Consider the following 16,136-nt stretch of genomic DNA (forward strand, 5'->3'; position numbering starts at 1 on the left):
CCGCTGATAACTGCTATCCTTTGGAAAAACCGCAGAGGAGAGAAAGATGTATCCCGTTGACCTGCATATGCACACCGTCGCCAGTACCCACGCTTACAGTAACCTCCATGATTATATCGCTCAGGCGAAGCTGAAAGGCATCAAACTGTTTGCGATAACCGATCACGGTCCGGATATGGCGGATGCGCCGCACTACTGGCATTTTGTGAATATGCGTATTTGGCCACGTCTGGTTGACGGTATCGGGATCCTGCGCGGCATCGAAGCGAACATCAAAAATACCGACGGTGAAATTGACTGCACCGGCCCGATGCTGACCTCGTTAGATCTGATCCTCGCCGGCTTCCACGAGCCGGTCTTTGCGCCCCAGGATAAAGAGACCAACACTGCGGCGATGATTGCCACCATTGCCAGCGGCAATGTGCACATTATCAGCCACCCGGGAAACCCGAAATACCCGATCGATATTCAGGCCGTGGCACAGGCCGCAGCGAAGCACCGCGTGGCGCTGGAGATCAACAACTCCTCGTTCGTGCATTCGCGTAAGGGCAGTGAGGCCAACTGCCGCGACGTTGCGGCGGCCGTGCGTGACGCGGGCGGAATGGTGGCGCTGGGCTCTGATTCACACACGGCCTTCACGCTGGGTGATTTCAGCGAGTGCCTGAAAATATTGCGGGACGTGAATTTCCCGGAAGAACAGATCCTGAACGTCACGCCGCGTCGTATGCTCGACTTCCTTGAGTCGCGCGGCATGGCGCCGATTGATGAATTTGCCGATCTTTAATCAATAACGGAATAAAAACATGAATGAGTTTTCCATCCTTTGCCGCGTGCTGGGCACCTTATATTACCGCCAGCCGCAGGATCCACTGCTGGTTCCGCTGTTTACCCTGATTCGTGAAGGTAAACTGGCGCAGAGCTGGCCGCTGGAACAGGATGAGTTGCTGGAACGCTTGCAAAAAAGTTGCGATATGCAGCAGATTTCAACGGATTACAACGCGCTGTTCGTGGGGGAAGAGTGTCGCGTGTCGCCGTATCGTTCTGCCTGGCAGGAAGGTGCGACCGAAGCGGAAGTTCGGGCGTTTCTTTCAGAACGCGGCATGCCGCTGACGGATATGCCTGCCGATCATATCGGTACCCTGTTGCTGGCGGCCTCATGGATTGAAGATAAAGCAGGTGATGATGAGAATGAGGCGATTGAAACCCTGTTCGAAACGTATCTGCTGCCGTGGGTCGGAACCTTCCTGGGTAAAGTTGAAGCCCACGCCACCTCTCCGTTCTGGAGAACGCTGGCTCCGCTGACGCGTGACGCTATCGCTGCCATGTGGGATGAGCTGGAAGAAGAGAGTGAAGAGTGATTTAAATCACAAAAATCCTGCAACGATACATTTCAACTTGCACGTAACGTGCTTCTGATCTCATTTCTAGGGTGCGCATCTGCTAAGATGCGCACCATGAACATATTACTTTGTATTGCAATCACGACTGGCATCCTCTCCGGCCTCTGGGGTTGGGTGGCGGTATCTCTCGGTTTGTTGAGCTGGGCCGGTTTTCTTGGCTGCACGGCCTATTTCGCCTGTCCGCAGGGTGGTTTTAAAGGGCTCTTTATTTCAGGCAGCACGTTACTGAGTGGCGTGGTCTGGGCGCTGATCATTATGAAGGGCAGCGCGCTGGCGCCGCATGTGGAAATCCTGGGGTACGTCATGACTGGTATTGTGGCTTTCCTGATGTGCGTTCAGGCAAAACATCTGCTGTTGTCCTTTGTGCCCGGCACGTTCATGGGTGCCTGCGCGACCTTTGCAGGCCAGGGGGACTGGAAGCTGGTGGTCCCTTCGCTCATGCTGGGATTACTGTTTGGCTACGCTATGAAGAACAGCGGTCTCTGGCTTGCAGCCCGACGCGAGAAGAGCCAGAACGTTCCTGTGGTAGGTAAATAAAAAAAAGGCGAGACGAAAATCTCGCCTTTTTATACGCCGCCAATCATGACTCCGGCGGAACCGACATCTCACGGTATTTCACCAGCACCGCATTACTCACGTCACTTTTATTCTGAAGATCCCACAAGCCGCGATCGATGCCGTCATTAATCAGGAAAATCACCCCGGTTTCGATGGCCGACATCAGACACAGCATGACCGGCTCGTTAGAGGTATAGCCAATTTCAGCCTCCAGCAAACGCTGGTAGTCGATAAAGCGGAATACCCCCGCCTGCACTTCATATGAGAGAATCGTTTTACTGGTGGTCACGGAGGATAAAATTTCACCCGTGCTCACGTTAACCACGCGCAGGTTGACGGCAATCTGATCCAGCTGATACTGCGTGTCGGCCCCGATACCAAAGTAACGGGCACCCGCGCCGCCCGATTTCACGTTACTTTCGTAGCCGATAATCGAGCCTTCCACCATGATATTGGCTGCGGTGAGAGACTGTAGCGGCATGCGGTTATTGACGCCAACGGTACCATTCTCCTGTGCAGCACGAATGATTTTTCGTTCGTTAAGCAGGTTTTGCAGCCCCTGGCGTTCCAGCGGGATAAACCAGCGCGAATCTTTCAGGGCGGTAACCAGCATCGCGGTGGCGCTCTGCGGTACGGCCGTGGAGAAGTTACTGGCCGGATACGGTTTGAACTGGCCCGTCTCATCCTGAATGTTATAGACCGAGACGAATATCTTCCCGGTAGGGCCCGGCAGATGCGTCAGATCCCGATAGCTCTGGGCACGGGGCATTAGGGTGGGTTTAGCGGCTTCTTTTGGCGGGGCAGTTAAACAACCGCTTAATAAGCACACTGCAACTAAAATAAAAAAGCGCTGCATAATAATTGTCCTTATTTCGGGGTTGTTTAGAAATCAGTTGAACTGGTCTGCAAACCGGAAACCTGGATTGTCGACGTCTTACCGGTTTTTCGGTCTGTCACATTTAACTGAAGCTGCCCGTCTTTATTGGCAATATCGACGATAAAGTCGTTAGTGACCATCCGGCCGGGTTTTCCGGTATTAATGTTGGTTAATAAGCCACCTAATATTTGCGACTGGATGGCCTGAGTAAAATTATCCAGAGCTGACGGGGTCTCGATACCGAAATCATCGTCATAGCTGGGGTCTTTATAGGAGTTTTGAGCCTGCGCCTGGTTAAGCATAAAGGCTCCGTTATTCGGGTTGCCGCCAAAATTAGGGTTGCGGAACTGGAATGTCATATTTCCGGCCCAACTCAACGGCGCAATGAGCATTAACGAAATCACTGTGTGTGCGAGACGCATTACAGCCTCCGAAATAGGTGTCGTTGCTAGAACTCATCTTTTGCTAAATCGCCTGTGCTCAAAAGGGCTTTATCTAACTGTAGGCGGTTAATAGCTTCTTCGGTTTGTGCCAGTGCGAAAGCGACGTTCTGATCGAAGTCTCTTTTCGTTGGGAATAAAAAAGTCTGGTAAATAACGTCCTGATTAGCGGTTATTGTGATCCAGCTTCCCCAGCGCGCACTGGGCCGTTCGTTGATGGTTAAATTACCCGGATAATCGCTTTCCCACTTATCGCTGAAGGCACGATAAAAATCGTGTCCGACAGAGGTGACGGTGTGGTCGGTCAACAGTCCAGGAACTTCCACTTCAACAGCCTGAAGGTTTCCGGCAGCAAGCATAATGCCTGCGGCGGCAATCCAACTTAGGGTGCGTTTCATGCTATTAACGCCTGAGGTTATCGTTTGCCCACGACACCGCCTGCGTGCGATTTTTAACAGCTATCTTTTTGAAAAGATTATAAAGATGCGTCTTAACCGTATTTTCGCTGATAAATAACGAACGGGCGATTTCAATATTTGAAGCACCAATACGCAGTTTGTTCAGGATCTCTTTCTCACGGTGCGTCAGAAGGGCCGATTCCGAACTGTTATAGCGATAATTTCCGGAGTGGGTAATGAGGTAGCTGGCCAGTTTTTGCGAGAAATAACACTCCCCCCGCAATATGCCCTGCAAACCCTCCACGACACGGTTTTCTTCTTCTGTAACGTAAAACACGCCGTTAATATGCGGCCAGCTCTCAATTTCGCGGAAAGGATACTCATCAGGCGTATTCAATAACAACACGCGGATATTATTGTTTTTCCTGCTTAAATTATCTTGCCAGTAATGGATCAGTTTTTTATCCGCTTCCATCATATCGAGAAGAATGATGCTGCCAGGAGCGATATCATCAAAAGAACGTTGAATGTTATGAAGTTTCCCGTTAAGTGACAGGCATTGTTTTAAATGCTGCAATAACGCTGTCGCTTGTAAGGAAGGTTTTGTGATCAACAATAATGTATGACCGGGTAAGCTATGGACTTCATTAAACATGATGAAACCCCACGTTATTTATGACACCCGGCAGTTGCCCTCGTTTTATTGAAAAGGGCACCAGAAGTACTGCAGGTGTGGCACTGCTGTGTGTAGTTAAAAAACCTTCCTCCAAAGGAGGCGGTAAAATTAAAAACAAATAACGTACTGCTGTTTTCAATCTAGCTATTGCAAACTTTAAAGCAAGTGTTAATCGTGTAACAGAATGTAAAATTCGATATTTATTTGTGTATTTTGCAGGGTTAATAGATTTTAAGATAAGGGGAAAGTTGTACAGGTGTATAAACGTGCACAGATTTTAAAAACCATACGGTATATTATAATGAGTTGTATTATCTGGTTTTTTATTATTGTAAGCCAACCGGTAAAAAGTATGAACTCTGCTAAAAACATAAGACTTCCCTAAGCCGGAGTTTTTTCTTAAGAAAACTTGCTTCGTGTCACGCGCGTGACAAAGGGCATTGTCGTTTTTGTCTGAAGAAGCCGGTACAGGTTGGACAACCTGTCTCGCTGTTGTACAAGCGCAGGAAGACATTTTTGGTTTCTGCTTTAGGCGAGTATCCCGTCGTTTCAGGCGAGATTTACGACTTTGAGGTGAAGGGGAATATAAAAATAAGGCGCACGGGTGAGATATTAAACATGTTTCGGCAGACATACTCTTTTCCGTAACGCGGCGTTAACAAAACGAATCGCGTTAACGGAGTAAGGAATACCTTTTTTATAGCCAGGTCCAGGGTGACAGCATGAAAAACAAAACGTTGTTTATGATGTTTACATTACTGGGTGCGCCTGGGTTTGTAATCGCAGGTGATTCAGATTTAGCCAGTTCTGAATATAATTTTGCGATAAATGAATTAAGTAAAGCTTCATACAATCAGGCAGCCATTATTGGTCAACAGGGTTCAGGAAATAATGCTGATGTACGCCAGGGCGGTTCTAAATTGCTGTCCGTTATTTCCCAGGAGGGCGGGAATAACCGCGCGAATGTTGATCAGTCAGGGACGTATAACCTTGCTTATATCGATCAGACCGGCAACGGCAACGATGCGAGTATTAAGCAGGGCGTTTTTGGCAACACCGCCATGATTATCCAGAAAGGCTCGGGTAACAGGGCGAATATAACGCAGTATGGTACGCAGAAAACAGCAGTTGTAGTACAGAGACAGTCGCAAATGGCTATTCGCGTTATTCAACGCTAGCGATGTGTGACGCCTTAATCAATCCGATGGGGGTTTACCATGAAACTTTTCAAAGTGGCAGTTATTGCAGCAATCGTAGTTTCTGGCAGTGCTTTCGCAGGTGCGGTACCACAATTTGGCGGCGGTCACGGTGGTGGCTGGGGTGGCGGCAATAACGGCCCTGACTCAACCCTGAGCATTTACCAGTACGGCGGCGGTAACTCCGCGCTTGCTTTGCAGACGGACGCCCGAGATTCTGAATTGACCATTACCCAGCATGGTGGCGGTAACGGCGCAGACGTTGGCCAGGGCTCTGATGACAGTTCTATCGATCTGCTGCAAAAAGGCTTTGGTAACAGCGCCACCATCGACCAGTGGAATAGCAAAGATTCTGTTATCAACGTGAAACAGTTCGGCGGCGGCAACGGCGCGGCGGTAGACCAGACAGCGTCCGGCTCAACGGTGACTGTGCACCAGGTTGGCTTCGGCAACAACGCGACCGCACACCAGTACTGATTCATTTCTGTACCAAAAAACAGGGCATGCGCCCTGTTTTTTTTCGGGAGGATCTCATGAGCACCTTCATTCTCCTTGCCGCGCTTGCCAGCCAGATAACGTTCAGCACCTCACAGCAGGCAAATGTGACAACCATTATTCCTCAGGTCACGCTGGCAGACGCCTGCGAATGTCAGGTTGAGGTGTTATCTGTCCGACAGGGGCAGGGGGGACAAAGTACATCGCGGCAGAAAAATACTCTTTTTATACCCGCTAATCAGCCGATTGATTTAACGCGAATCAGTTTAAATATTCGCTCAGGGGATGCGGTAAAAATAATCGTCACCGTTTCCGATGGAAAATCGCTTCATTTATCACAGCAGTGGAACGCACCGGCAAGTACGCTTTAATCATTCATAAAATCAATGATTTAATAAAGTGGCGGCGCTGCACAGGTAAGCTATGCTGATATCAAGAACCCAGCAAACGGGTTGCTTAAATTGATACGTCATAACGGAGCGTTTTTACCCCTCAAGGACGAATTTCATTGAGGAGTACAAATAATGTTCAAATCCGCAGCGTGTATTATTTCTGGTCTGGGACTGATCCTGTCCTCTTTTTTTCCTCCGGCTTATTCAGCAACTGTAGAGAATGGTGGGGTGATTCATTTTCGTGGCGCGGTGGTCGCTGACCCGTGCGAAGTCACGCCCCGGCATCAGCAGTTTGCAATTTCCTGCCCGGAAAATAACCGTATGAAAACGCATACTATCAGTTATGACGAGGCGCTCCGGGGCCATCATCCTCACTCAGCGCTGGCCGCTGTCACCATGAAATACCTGAATGAAAAGAAAACGCTTGCGGTCGTTCAGGTGGATTACCGTTAATCGCCGTTTTTTTCGCGACAGTTTTTCTCCTTCTCCCTCTGCGATACACTGATGAAAAAGGCGGGTTGCAGAGGGTGTTTATGAGACCGCAAATCGACGTTATTCATGGCGATATCACGACGGTGCACGTTGACGTGATCGTCAACGCAGCCAATTCCTCCCTGATGGGTGGGGGCGGGGTAGACGGTGCCATTCACCGGGCCGCGGGCCCTCAGCTCCTTGAAGCATGCAAAACCGTGCGCCAGCAGCAGGGAGAGTGCCCGCCGGGGCATGCTGTTATTACGCTTGCGGGCGATCTCCCGGCCAAAGCGGTGATCCATACCGTTGGACCCGTCTGGCACGGTGGCGACCGCCATGAGGCTGAGATTCTGGAGCAGGCTTATCGTAACTGCCTGCGGCTTGCGGCAGATAACGGCTATAAGACCATGGCGTTCCCCGCCATTAGCACCGGGGTGTACGGTTATCCAAAGGAAGCGGCAGCTACGATCGCCGTGAATACCGTTTATCACTACCTTTCCCTCAAACCCATGCCGGAAAAAGTCATTTTTGTCTGTTTCGATGAGCACACCGCCGACCTGTATCAGCGGCTTTTGACCGCGCGCAGCCAGGCATTTTGATGTCTGAAAAGCAAAAACGGCGCTCTGGAGGCGCCGTTTTTTTATCCCGCTTTAACCTGAGGTTTGCCTGAGAACAGGAAACGCAAAAGCGGGATCCGCAGGTGGATTTCATACAACACGATGGCAATGCCAACCACAAAGACCAGACCGGTGAAGAAGCCCAGCGCATTCGATTTGATATGCGGCGTAATGTACGCCCCGAAAAACAGCGTCAGCGGATGGTGGACCAGGTAGATAAACAGTGAAGCATTAACGAAATAGGTGACGCGACTTGATTTAAAATTCAGCAGACGATGGCCAAGGGCGAACACCACGTTAACCATCCACAGGCCCATCAGCATCGTTATCACGCTCTCTGTCTCATACATCCACGCGTCCCCGCTGCCAAAGCGCTGATTGAGAAGATAGGCGGCAAAGGCCAGCGCAGCACCCACCGCACACCAGGGGGAGGGGGTGGTAAACAGCGCTTTAAGCCGGGGATGAATAAATGCCAGCGCCCCAATCAGGAAGAAGGGAATGTAGAACAGGGTCTGCATCACCACGAAATTAAACAGCCCATCGCTCAGAATGGGAGGGTAGACAATGAGCAGCGTACGCCTGACGGCGGCATACGCGACCCCCAGCGCAAGAAACAGCAGCGACAGCTTGCCCAGGGTGATGTTGGCGAAGAAGGTCGAGGTTGCGGCGCTCGCGCGCTGGCGCAGTTGACTGAAGATCAGCAAACTCACCGTGGTTAGCACCACCAGTACCAGCAGGAACCAGAGGTGGGAAATCAGCTCCCAGACCAGGGTGTTGTATTTCTCATAGAACGAGAGATTAGGCCAGTTTTCCGCCTTGCCTTTAACATGCTGCAACATGATGAACTGCGGCAGCGTCAGCAGCGGAATGGCCGTCAACATTGGTATGCCCACGCGCTCCACGCGCACTTTCCACCACCGCTTGAGGGGATAGCGCAAGAAGAGCATGTAAGAGAAATAGCCTGAAATGACGAAAAACACCTGCATGCGGAAGGCATGGATAAAATCATTGAACAGCGTCAGCCACCAGGAGGGCATCTGGCTGTTCACATGCCAGGTGTGGCTGGAATAGATCAGTGAAATATGAAAAGGGATCCCCAATAGCATGAGCCATGCGCGGATCGAGTCGAGGAAATATTCACGTTGTACAGGGGTTGTGCTCATATAACTTTGCGCATTCTCAGACTTTTCGCCTTATCCCTAAGGCTCATAATGGTTACATTCGGAGCCAACCCTACACCAAGACCGACACCCTGTCTCCAGGATAAGCACGCAAAGTGAAAAGCGGGTTCTTTCATTTGCTTAATCCATGAGCCAGCGAGCTGAACAAAGCAGTGATAATGTTGTCGGATTGCCTGAGTTTCCATTAAAATGGATCGGATCGATATAAGCACACAAAGGGGGAAGTGCTTACTTATTATGAAACATAAACCACAAATGATGAAAATGCGTTGGTTGGGTGTAGCAGTGCTGTTGTCACTGTATACCTCATCTGCACTGGCCTTTAACATCGATGATGTCGCAAAACAGGCTAAATCGATGGCGGGCAAGAGCTACGAAGCGCCAAAAAGTAACCTGCCCTCCGTTTTCCGCGACATGAAATACGCGGACTATCAGCAGATCCAGTTCAATCACGATAAAGCGTACTGGAACAATATTAAAACCCCGTTCAAGCTTGAATTTTACCACCAGGGTATGTACTTCGACACGCCGGTTGCCATCAATGAAGTGACGGCGACCGCGGTACGTAAAATCAAGTACAGCCCGGATTATTTCAATTTTGGCGATGTGCAACACGATAAAGACACGGTGAAAGACCTCGGCTTCGCAGGCTTCAAGGTGCTTTACCCGATTAACAGCAAAGATAAAAACGACGAAATCGTCAGCATGCTTGGCGCCAGCTACTTCCGCGTGATTGGCGCGGGGCAGGTGTACGGGCTTTCTGCGCGCGGTCTGGCAATTGATACCGCGCTGCCATCAGGTGAAGAATTTCCACGTTTTCGCGAGTTCTGGATCGAACGTCCAAAACCAACCGACAAACGTCTGACAATTTATGCGCTGCTGGACTCCCCTCGTGCGACAGGCGCTTATCGCTTCGTGATCATGCCAGGGCGTGACACGGTGGTTGACGTGCAGTCTAAAGTTTACCTGCGCGATAAAGTGGGCAAACTGGGCGTCGCGCCGCTGACCAGCATGTTCCTGTTCGGGCCGAATCAGCCGTCTCCGGCGACTAACTTCCGCCCTCAACTGCATGATTCTAATGGCCTTTCCATTCATGCTGGTAACGGCGAGTGGATCTGGCGTCCGCTGAACAACCCGAAACACCTCGCCGTCAGCAGCTTTGCGATGGAAAACCCGCAGGGCTTTGGTCTGCTGCAACGTGGCCGTCAGTTCTCCCGCTTTGAAGATCTGGACGACCGCTACGATCTGCGCCCAAGCGCCTGGGTTACACCGAAAGGCGACTGGGGTAAAGGCAAGGTTGAGTTGGTTGAAATTCCAACCAATGATGAAACCAACGATAACATCGTGGCGTACTGGACACCGGATCAGCTGCCTGAAGCCGGTAAAGAGATGAACTTCAAGTATGCGATCACCTTCAGCCGTGACGAAGACAAACTGCACGCACCGGATAACGCGTATGTGATGCAGACGCGTCGTTCTACGGGGGACGTGAAGCAGTCCAACCTGATTCGTCAGCCGGATGGCACGCTGGCATTTATCGTGGACTTCACCGGGCAGGATATGAAAAAACTGGCGCCGGATACTGCCGTGACGGCACAGGCCAGCATTGGCGATAACGGTGAAATCGTTGAGAACGCCGTGCGTTACAATCCGGTCACCAAAGGGTGGCGTTTGACCCTGCGCGTGAAGGTGAAAGATCCGAAACAGACCACTGAAATGCGCGCCGCGCTGGTCAGTAACGATAAGCCGCTGAGTGAAACCTGGAGCTATCAGCTACCTGCCAATGAATAATACATCTGAATATATTGATGCCATGCCGCTAACGGACATTGAAAAAGCGGCACTCCCTGCGAGCGACATCCGCGCGGTTCACACCGCGCTGGATGGTGAACATCGTCACTTTTCCCGTGATGATGATACGCCGCTGGGGTCAGTGAAGGCACGTCTGGAGCAGGCATGGCCAGACTCGCTGGCAGAAGGGCAGTTAATCAAGGATGACGAAGGGCGTGACCAGCTACAGGCGATGCCGAAGGCCACGCGTTCCTCTATGTTCCCCGATCCGTGGCGCACCAACCCGGTGGGTCGCTTCTGGGATCGCCTGCGTGGGCGTGACGTGACGCCGCGCTATCTGTCACGTCTGACCAAAGAACAACAGGCGTCCGAGCAGAAATGGCGTACCGTGGGAACGATTCGTCGTTACATTCTGCTGCTGCTGACGCTGGCACAGACGGTTGTCGCCACCTGGTACATGAAAACTATTCTGCCGTACCAGGGCTGGGCATTGATTAACCCTGCTGACATGATTGGCCAGGATATCTGGGTCTCCTTCATGCAGCTGCTGCCGTATATTTTACAGAGCGGCATCCTTCTGCTGTTTGCCGTGCTGTTCTGTTGGGTCTCCGCCGGGTTCTGGACGGCGCTGATGGGCTTCCTGCAACTGCTGATGGGGCGTGACAAATACAGCATTTCCGCGTCGACGGTCGGGGATGAACCCCTCAATCCTGAGCACCGTACCGCGCTGATCATGCCTATCTGTAACGAAGATGTTGACCGCGTATTCGCCGGGCTGCGTGCCACCTGGGAGTCCGTAAAGGCGACCGGTAACGCGGCGCATTTCGACGTCTACATCCTGAGCGACAGCTACAACCCGGATATCTGCGTGGCAGAGCAAAAAGCCTGGATGGAGCTGATTGCTGAAGTGCAGGGCGAAGGGCAGATCTTCTACCGTCGTCGTCGTCGTCGTGTTAAGCGTAAGAGCGGGAACATCGATGACTTCTGTCGTCGCTGGGGTAACCAGTACAGCTACATGGTGGTACTGGATGCGGACTCCGTGATGAGCGGCGACTGCCTGAGCGGGCTGGTCCGTCTGATGGAAGCCAATCCGAACGCGGGTATTATTCAGTCCTCGCCAAAAGCGTCCGGTATGGACACGCTATATGCGCGCTGCCAGCAGTTTGCGACCCGCGTCTACGGGCCGCTGTTTACTGCCGGTCTGCACTTCTGGCAGCTGGGTGAATCTCACTACTGGGGCCACAACGCCATTATCCGCGTGAAGCCATTCATCGAGCACTGCGCCCTGGCGCCGCTGCCGGGTGAAGGATCGTTTGCCGGGTCCATTCTGTCGCATGACTTTGTGGAAGCCGCGCTGATGCGTCGCGCAGGGTGGGGCGTCTGGATTGCCTACGATCTGCCGGGCTCGTATGAAGAGCTGCCGCCGAACCTGCTGGATGAGCTCAAGCGTGACCGCCGCTGGTGTCACGGTAACCTGATGAACTTCCGCCTGTTCCTGGTGAAGGGGATGCACCCTGTTCACCGTGCGGTGTTCCTGACGGGCGTCATGTCCTATCTGTCTGCGCCGCTGTGGTTTATGTTCCTGGCACTCTCGACCGCGTTGCAGGTTGTGCATGCCCTGACGGAGCCGCAGTACTTCCTGCAACCGCGCCAGCTGTTCCCGGTGTGGCCGCAGTGGCGTCCGGAGCTGGCGATTGCGCTGTTCGCGTCGACCATGGTGCTGCTGTTCCTGCCCAAGCTGCTCAGTATCATTCTGATCTGGTGTAAAGGTTCGAAGGAGTACGGTGGTTTTTGCCGCGTAACCCTTTCACTGCTGCTGGAAGTGCTGTTCTCGGTCCTGCTGGCACCGGTGCGTATGCTGTTCCACACGGTATTCGTGGTGAGCGCGTTCCTGGGATGGGAAGTGGTGTGGAATTCACCGCAGCGTGACGATGACTCTACGCCATGGAGTGAAGCCTTTATGCGCCACGGCTCTCAGCTGCTGCTGGGCCTGGTGTGGGCCGTTGGTATGGCCTGGCTGGATCTGCGTTTCCTGTTCTGGCTGGCGCCAATCGTCTTCTCGCTAATCCTGTCGCCATTTGTGTCGGTGATCTCCAGCCGTTCTACGGTGGGCCTGCGTACCAAACGCTGGAAGCTGTTCCTGATCCCGGAAGAGTATTCTCCGCCGCAGGTGCTGGTGGATACCGATACCTATCTGGAGCAGAACCGCAAACGCACGCTGGATGATGGCTTTATGCACGCCGTGTTTAACCCGTCATTCAACGCGCTGGCAACCGCGATGGCGACTGCGCGTCACCGTGCCAGCCAGGTGCTGGAGATCGCCCGCGATCGCCACGTTGAGCAGGCGCTGAATGAGACGCCAGAAAAGCTTAACCGCGACCGTCGTCTGGTGCTGTTGAGCGATCCGGTGACGATGGCACGGCTTCACTACCGCGTGTGGACTTCTCCGGAGAGATACTCTTCGTGGGTGAACTACTACAAGGACGTGAAGCTGAATCCGCTGGCCCTGAAGGCGAAGTAAGTTGTTAAGTAGGGCGGGTAAGCGAAGCGCCACCCGCCAAATAAAATACCGGCTTAATCGCCGGTATTTTTTTAGAGGTCAGAAATGAAAGTAATCATTGTTGTCATGATGGCATGCCTGCTCAGCGGCTGCGGCAGCATCATCAGCCGCACCATTCCCGGACAGGGCCACGGGAATCAGTACTACCCCGGCGTACAGTGGGATGTCCGCGATTCCGCATGGCGCTATCTCACCGTGCTCGATCTGCCGTTTTCGCTGATTTTCGACACGCTACTGCTGCCCATCGATGCCAGCCACGGCCCTTACGAGTAACGAGAGCTTATCGCTCGTCCCATTCGTCCGCTGCGGCCTGACCCTCTTCGGTATCCAGCGGCGGTTCGAGCTGAAACTCACCTTCATCCCATTCATGCAGCGTATTTTCTTCCAGCCACTCCTGACGTAACTCAATTTCGTCATAGTCGCCGTCGAATACCGCCTGCGCACCTTCACCACTCAATATCGGCAGACATTCTCCGTCTTCACCTTCATCAGCAAAGAATTCGGCCTGCCACATAATATCGCCGTCCTGAAGGACGTATTTTTGGATATTGAGTTGTTGCACGTCAGCATCTTCTTCCTCAATGCCGGGATTATCGGCGAGGAATTCTTCGCGAGCGGCATCGATAGCTTCTTCCAGCGTGGCGTACATTGTCATTGGTGTCTCCCTGTTTTTCGTGAAGGTATTCAGGGAAAGAATAGCTGATTATGTGATTTTGCAAGTATGAATGCGTAAATTAGCCGTCACGATGTTGTGTTATGCGCGCCGGGCGTAGCGCCCGGGATAAGCTGAGCCAGGAATAAACAGCGTTGAACAGCACGACGCCTGCCGTCACGATAAAGACCGCCCGGAAACCGAAACTGGCCGAAACCCCCGCGCCGACCAGCGGCCCGGTGACGTTACCCAGATCGCGAAACGACTGGTTGTAGCTGAAAATACGCCCGGCAATCTGGTTGGTGGAGTTATAGACCAGCAGCGTCTGCACCGCCGGAAGCAACGCGCCGTCCGCTGCGCCCAGCAGAAAGCGCAACACGCCGAGCTGCCAGGGAGACTGCACCATCGACATGGGGATCAGCAGCAGGACGGAGAGGATCAGGGCGCAGATCAGGATTTTCTCCGGGCCGATGCGATCGCCCAGCTTGCCGAGCCGCGGCGCGCTCAGCAACGCGGCCACGCCGGGAACAGAGGCGATCAGGCCGCTAATAAAAGCAATGTTGCTGACGTTTCCCGCCAGATCGCGGACATAGAGCGTCAGAATAGGCGCGATTGAACCGGTGGCCACCTGAATAATCATGGTGGTCACAAACAGGCTCAGCACCAGCTTTGGGTTTTTCAGCGAGGCCAGCACATCCCGGGCGTGCAGCATCTCTTTTTTGGCTACCGGCGTGAAATTCTCGCGGATGCAGATAAGCGTCACGAGGAAGCAGAGGAACAGCACGCTGGCGGTAATGAAGAATACCGGCCGCAGTCCGTAGTGGTCGGCCAGCAGCCCGCCCGCCAGCGGACCCAGCAGTGCGCCGCTTACGCCGCCAGTGGAGAGCGTACCTAATGCCCAGCCGCTTTTATGGCGTGGGATTTGGGTTGCGATCAGGGCGTTGGCATTGGGGATAAATCCCCCGAGCAGACCCAGAAGCGCGCGTAATATCAGAAACTGCCAGACATTCTGCGCCACCCCCATCAACAGCATTATGATCGCCATGCCGAGCGCGGAGCGCAGCAGCATAATTTTGCGGCCTTTGCGATCCGCAAGCCCACCCCAGAAAGGCGACGCAATGGCGGAGAACAGGAACGTAATGCTGAACACCAGGCCGGACCACATATTCAGTGCGCTATGGCCGGTGACGCCGAGCTGTTCAACGTAGAGGGGCAGGAAGGGCATTACCAGGCTAAAGGCGGCGCCAGTAAGAAAACAACCCAGCCATGCAACCGTCAGGTTGCGTTTCCAGTTTATGGGAGCATCTGTGGAGGACATAACTATCCGCATAATGAGGTGCAGGGCACCGTGACCAGTGAGGTAATAAGCCTGCTAATTATGCGCCTGGGGTATGATTGCCGCAATGACGGGGAGCTTTTAAAGCTAAAACAGCTTGCGGCCCGGAAGACCGCATGCAGATTAATAACGAGAAGGGACGCCCTGAGGCCGGGTTTTGAAGCGGCGATGCAGCCACATGTACTGCTCGGGAGCGAGCATAATGCATTTCTCGACAATAGCGTTCATCCAGCGCGCGGTGGTTTCTGCATCATCCAGTGGCGGCGTGAGTTCCGGCTCCAGCATGATGAGCTGATAGCCTGAACCGTCCGGCTTACGGCGCGGAACAAACGGCACGATAGCGGCTTTGGACATCCGCGCCAGCATCCAGGTCCCGGTGGTCGTCGCGGCCTCTTCCACCGCAAAGAACGGGACAAACACGCTGGATTGCGGGCCGTAGTCATGATCCGGGGCATACCAGACCACTTCACCTGATTTGAGGGCGCGGATCATCCCTTTAAGGTCTTTGCGGTCGATCATGCTTTTATTCGAGCGCATGCGTCCGTTGGTCTGGATCAAATCGATCACCGGATTATCGTTGGGACGATAAACGCCAATACCCGGCGCCTGCATGCCGAACATGCGTGCGCCAATTTCGAGCGTCAGGAAATGAACGCCAATCAGCAGGACGCCAGTCTGGTTGGCCTTGAGATTATGCACCGGATCCATGCCGGTTCCGGCCACTTCCGTCCAGCGCGCCATGCGCTTATCAGACCAGAACCAGGCCATACCGGTCTCCATCAGTCCCATGCCGACAGATTCGAAGTTTTTAACCACCATGTCGTGACGCTCAGATTCGCTCATCTGAGGAAAGCAAAGCTCAAGATTTCGATACGCGATCCTGGCGCGACGCTTCATAAATTGTTGAGCAATGCGGCCCAGTCCTTTACCCATGCGGAAAATTACGGGATAAGGCAGCTGTACAATTAGCCACAACAAGCCAATGCCTGACCATGTTAACCAATAGCGTGGGTGTAAAAGCGCGGCAGTAAATTTCGGTAACTGGGTCATGTCTGTCCTGTGTTCTAACGTCCTGAAGGGCTATTGTCTCATTTTT

The 16,136-nt window shown here is 53.0% G+C and carries 19 protein-coding genes; 11 read left to right on the top strand and 8 right to left on the bottom strand.

What is annotated here, in order from left to right; genetic code table 11:
- Nucleotides 1-46 precede the first annotated feature (46 nt).
- The 3 genes from CKK19_RS18425 to CKK19_RS18435 all read left to right on the top strand — a co-directional run bounded on the left by CKK19_RS18425 (nucleotide 47) and on the right by CKK19_RS18435 (nucleotide 1,937).
- On the top strand, nucleotides 47-784 hold the full coding sequence (locus tag CKK19_RS18425; protein ID WP_022647697.1) for a phosphatase: 738 nt from the start codon (nucleotides 47-49) through the stop codon (nucleotides 782-784).
- Between the two features lie 19 nt (nucleotides 785-803).
- On the top strand, nucleotides 804-1,358 hold the full coding sequence (locus tag CKK19_RS18430) for a molecular chaperone (RefSeq protein WP_022647698.1): 555 nt from the start codon (nucleotides 804-806) through the stop codon (nucleotides 1,356-1,358).
- Between the two features lie 96 nt (nucleotides 1,359-1,454).
- Nucleotides 1,455-1,937: a DUF1097 domain-containing protein gene (locus CKK19_RS18435; RefSeq protein ID WP_072200882.1), complete on the top strand. Its 483-nt coding sequence runs from the start codon at nucleotides 1,455-1,457 to the stop codon at nucleotides 1,935-1,937.
- 43 nt (nucleotides 1,938-1,980) lie between these two features.
- Here CKK19_RS18435 and csgG read toward each other — a convergent pair whose 3' ends face one another.
- From csgG to csgD, 4 genes are read right to left on the bottom strand one after another with little or no spacing between them, the layout of a single operon-like run.
- Complete coding sequence (gene csgG, locus CKK19_RS18440; RefSeq protein ID WP_023299773.1) at nucleotides 1,981-2,814, bottom strand: curli production assembly/transport protein CsgG; 834 nt, start codon at nucleotides 2,812-2,814, stop codon at nucleotides 1,981-1,983.
- Nucleotides 2,815-2,840: 26 nt separating this feature from the next.
- Nucleotides 2,841-3,257 carry a curli production assembly/transport protein CsgF gene (csgF, locus tag CKK19_RS18445; protein WP_003858054.1) on the bottom strand — a complete coding sequence of 139 codons (417 nt, stop codon included), beginning with the start codon at nucleotides 3,255-3,257 and terminating at the stop codon, nucleotides 2,841-2,843.
- 26 nt (nucleotides 3,258-3,283) lie between these two features.
- Nucleotides 3,284-3,673 (bottom strand): curli production assembly/transport protein CsgE, encoded by a 390-nt coding sequence (csgE, locus tag CKK19_RS18450; protein ID WP_003858052.1) that lies wholly within the window; start codon nucleotides 3,671-3,673, stop codon nucleotides 3,284-3,286.
- A 4-nt stretch (nucleotides 3,674-3,677) separates the two neighbouring features.
- Nucleotides 3,678-4,328 carry a biofilm master transcriptional regulator CsgD gene (gene csgD / locus CKK19_RS18455; RefSeq protein WP_006809293.1) on the bottom strand — a complete coding sequence of 217 codons (651 nt, stop codon included), beginning with the start codon at nucleotides 4,326-4,328 and terminating at the stop codon, nucleotides 3,678-3,680.
- Between the two features lie 743 nt (nucleotides 4,329-5,071).
- Between csgD and csgB the strand changes: the two genes are divergently transcribed.
- From csgB to ymdB, 5 genes are all read left to right on the top strand, one after another.
- Nucleotides 5,072-5,527, top strand: a complete 456-nt coding sequence (gene csgB / locus CKK19_RS18460) for a curli minor subunit CsgB (protein WP_058647090.1) — start codon at nucleotides 5,072-5,074, stop codon at nucleotides 5,525-5,527.
- Nucleotides 5,528-5,566: 39 nt separating this feature from the next.
- Complete coding sequence (gene csgA, locus CKK19_RS18465; protein ID WP_003858043.1) at nucleotides 5,567-6,022, top strand: curli major subunit CsgA; 456 nt, start codon at nucleotides 5,567-5,569, stop codon at nucleotides 6,020-6,022.
- Nucleotides 6,023-6,078: 56 nt separating this feature from the next.
- A complete protein-coding gene (gene csgC, locus CKK19_RS18470; protein WP_023299776.1) occupies nucleotides 6,079-6,411 on the top strand; it encodes a curli assembly chaperone CsgC in 333 nt (110 codons plus the stop codon).
- Between the two features lie 153 nt (nucleotides 6,412-6,564).
- Complete coding sequence (locus CKK19_RS18475) at nucleotides 6,565-6,885, top strand: type 1 fimbrial protein (RefSeq protein WP_063853805.1); 321 nt, start codon at nucleotides 6,565-6,567, stop codon at nucleotides 6,883-6,885.
- A gap of 80 nt (nucleotides 6,886-6,965) precedes the next feature.
- The gene (gene ymdB / locus CKK19_RS18480) at nucleotides 6,966-7,502 is read left to right on the top strand and encodes an O-acetyl-ADP-ribose deacetylase (protein ID WP_038415816.1); all 537 of its coding nucleotides are present in this window, start codon (nucleotides 6,966-6,968) and stop codon (nucleotides 7,500-7,502) included.
- A gap of 41 nt (nucleotides 7,503-7,543) precedes the next feature.
- On the opposite strand, the gene mdoC is transcribed toward ymdB, so the two are convergent.
- The gene (mdoC, locus tag CKK19_RS18485) at nucleotides 7,544-8,683 is read right to left on the bottom strand and encodes a glucans biosynthesis protein MdoC (RefSeq protein WP_022647705.1); all 1,140 of its coding nucleotides are present in this window, start codon (nucleotides 8,681-8,683) and stop codon (nucleotides 7,544-7,546) included.
- Nucleotides 8,684-8,938: 255 nt separating this feature from the next.
- Here mdoC and mdoG point away from each other — a divergent pair, with 255 nt between their 5' ends.
- From mdoG to CKK19_RS18500, 3 genes are all read left to right on the top strand, one after another.
- Nucleotides 8,939-10,492, top strand: coding sequence for a glucans biosynthesis protein MdoG (gene mdoG / locus CKK19_RS18490; RefSeq protein ID WP_032622136.1), 1,554 nt, complete (start codon nucleotides 8,939-8,941; stop codon nucleotides 10,490-10,492).
- Nucleotides 10,485-13,013: a glucans biosynthesis glucosyltransferase MdoH gene (gene mdoH / locus CKK19_RS18495; RefSeq protein ID WP_023299777.1), complete on the top strand. Its 2,529-nt coding sequence runs from the start codon at nucleotides 10,485-10,487 to the stop codon at nucleotides 13,011-13,013. The genes mdoG and mdoH overlap by 8 nt, the downstream gene beginning before the upstream one ends.
- Nucleotides 13,014-13,097: 84 nt before the next feature.
- Nucleotides 13,098-13,325 (top strand): YceK/YidQ family lipoprotein, encoded by a 228-nt coding sequence (locus CKK19_RS18500; RefSeq protein WP_003858030.1) that lies wholly within the window; start codon nucleotides 13,098-13,100, stop codon nucleotides 13,323-13,325.
- A gap of 7 nt (nucleotides 13,326-13,332) precedes the next feature.
- Here CKK19_RS18500 and CKK19_RS18505 read toward each other — a convergent pair whose 3' ends face one another.
- The 3 genes from CKK19_RS18505 to CKK19_RS18515 form a co-directional block, all read right to left on the bottom strand.
- Nucleotides 13,333-13,707 carry a MysB family protein gene (locus tag CKK19_RS18505; protein WP_003858026.1) on the bottom strand — a complete coding sequence of 125 codons (375 nt, stop codon included), beginning with the start codon at nucleotides 13,705-13,707 and terminating at the stop codon, nucleotides 13,333-13,335.
- Between the two features lie 79 nt (nucleotides 13,708-13,786).
- Nucleotides 13,787-15,022 (bottom strand): multidrug efflux MFS transporter MdtG, encoded by a 1,236-nt coding sequence (gene mdtG / locus CKK19_RS18510; RefSeq protein ID WP_022647708.1) that lies wholly within the window; start codon nucleotides 15,020-15,022, stop codon nucleotides 13,787-13,789.
- 141 nt (nucleotides 15,023-15,163) lie between these two features.
- Nucleotides 15,164-16,090 (bottom strand): Kdo(2)-lipid IV(A) acyltransferase, encoded by a 927-nt coding sequence (locus CKK19_RS18515; protein ID WP_063853806.1) that lies wholly within the window; start codon nucleotides 16,088-16,090, stop codon nucleotides 15,164-15,166.
- Nucleotides 16,091-16,136: the final 46 nt, after the last annotated feature.

It is taken from the genome of Enterobacter sp. CCUG 70166 (assembly GCF_020224095.1).
Lineage (GTDB): Bacteria > Pseudomonadota > Gammaproteobacteria > Enterobacterales > Enterobacteriaceae > Enterobacter > Enterobacter intestinihominis.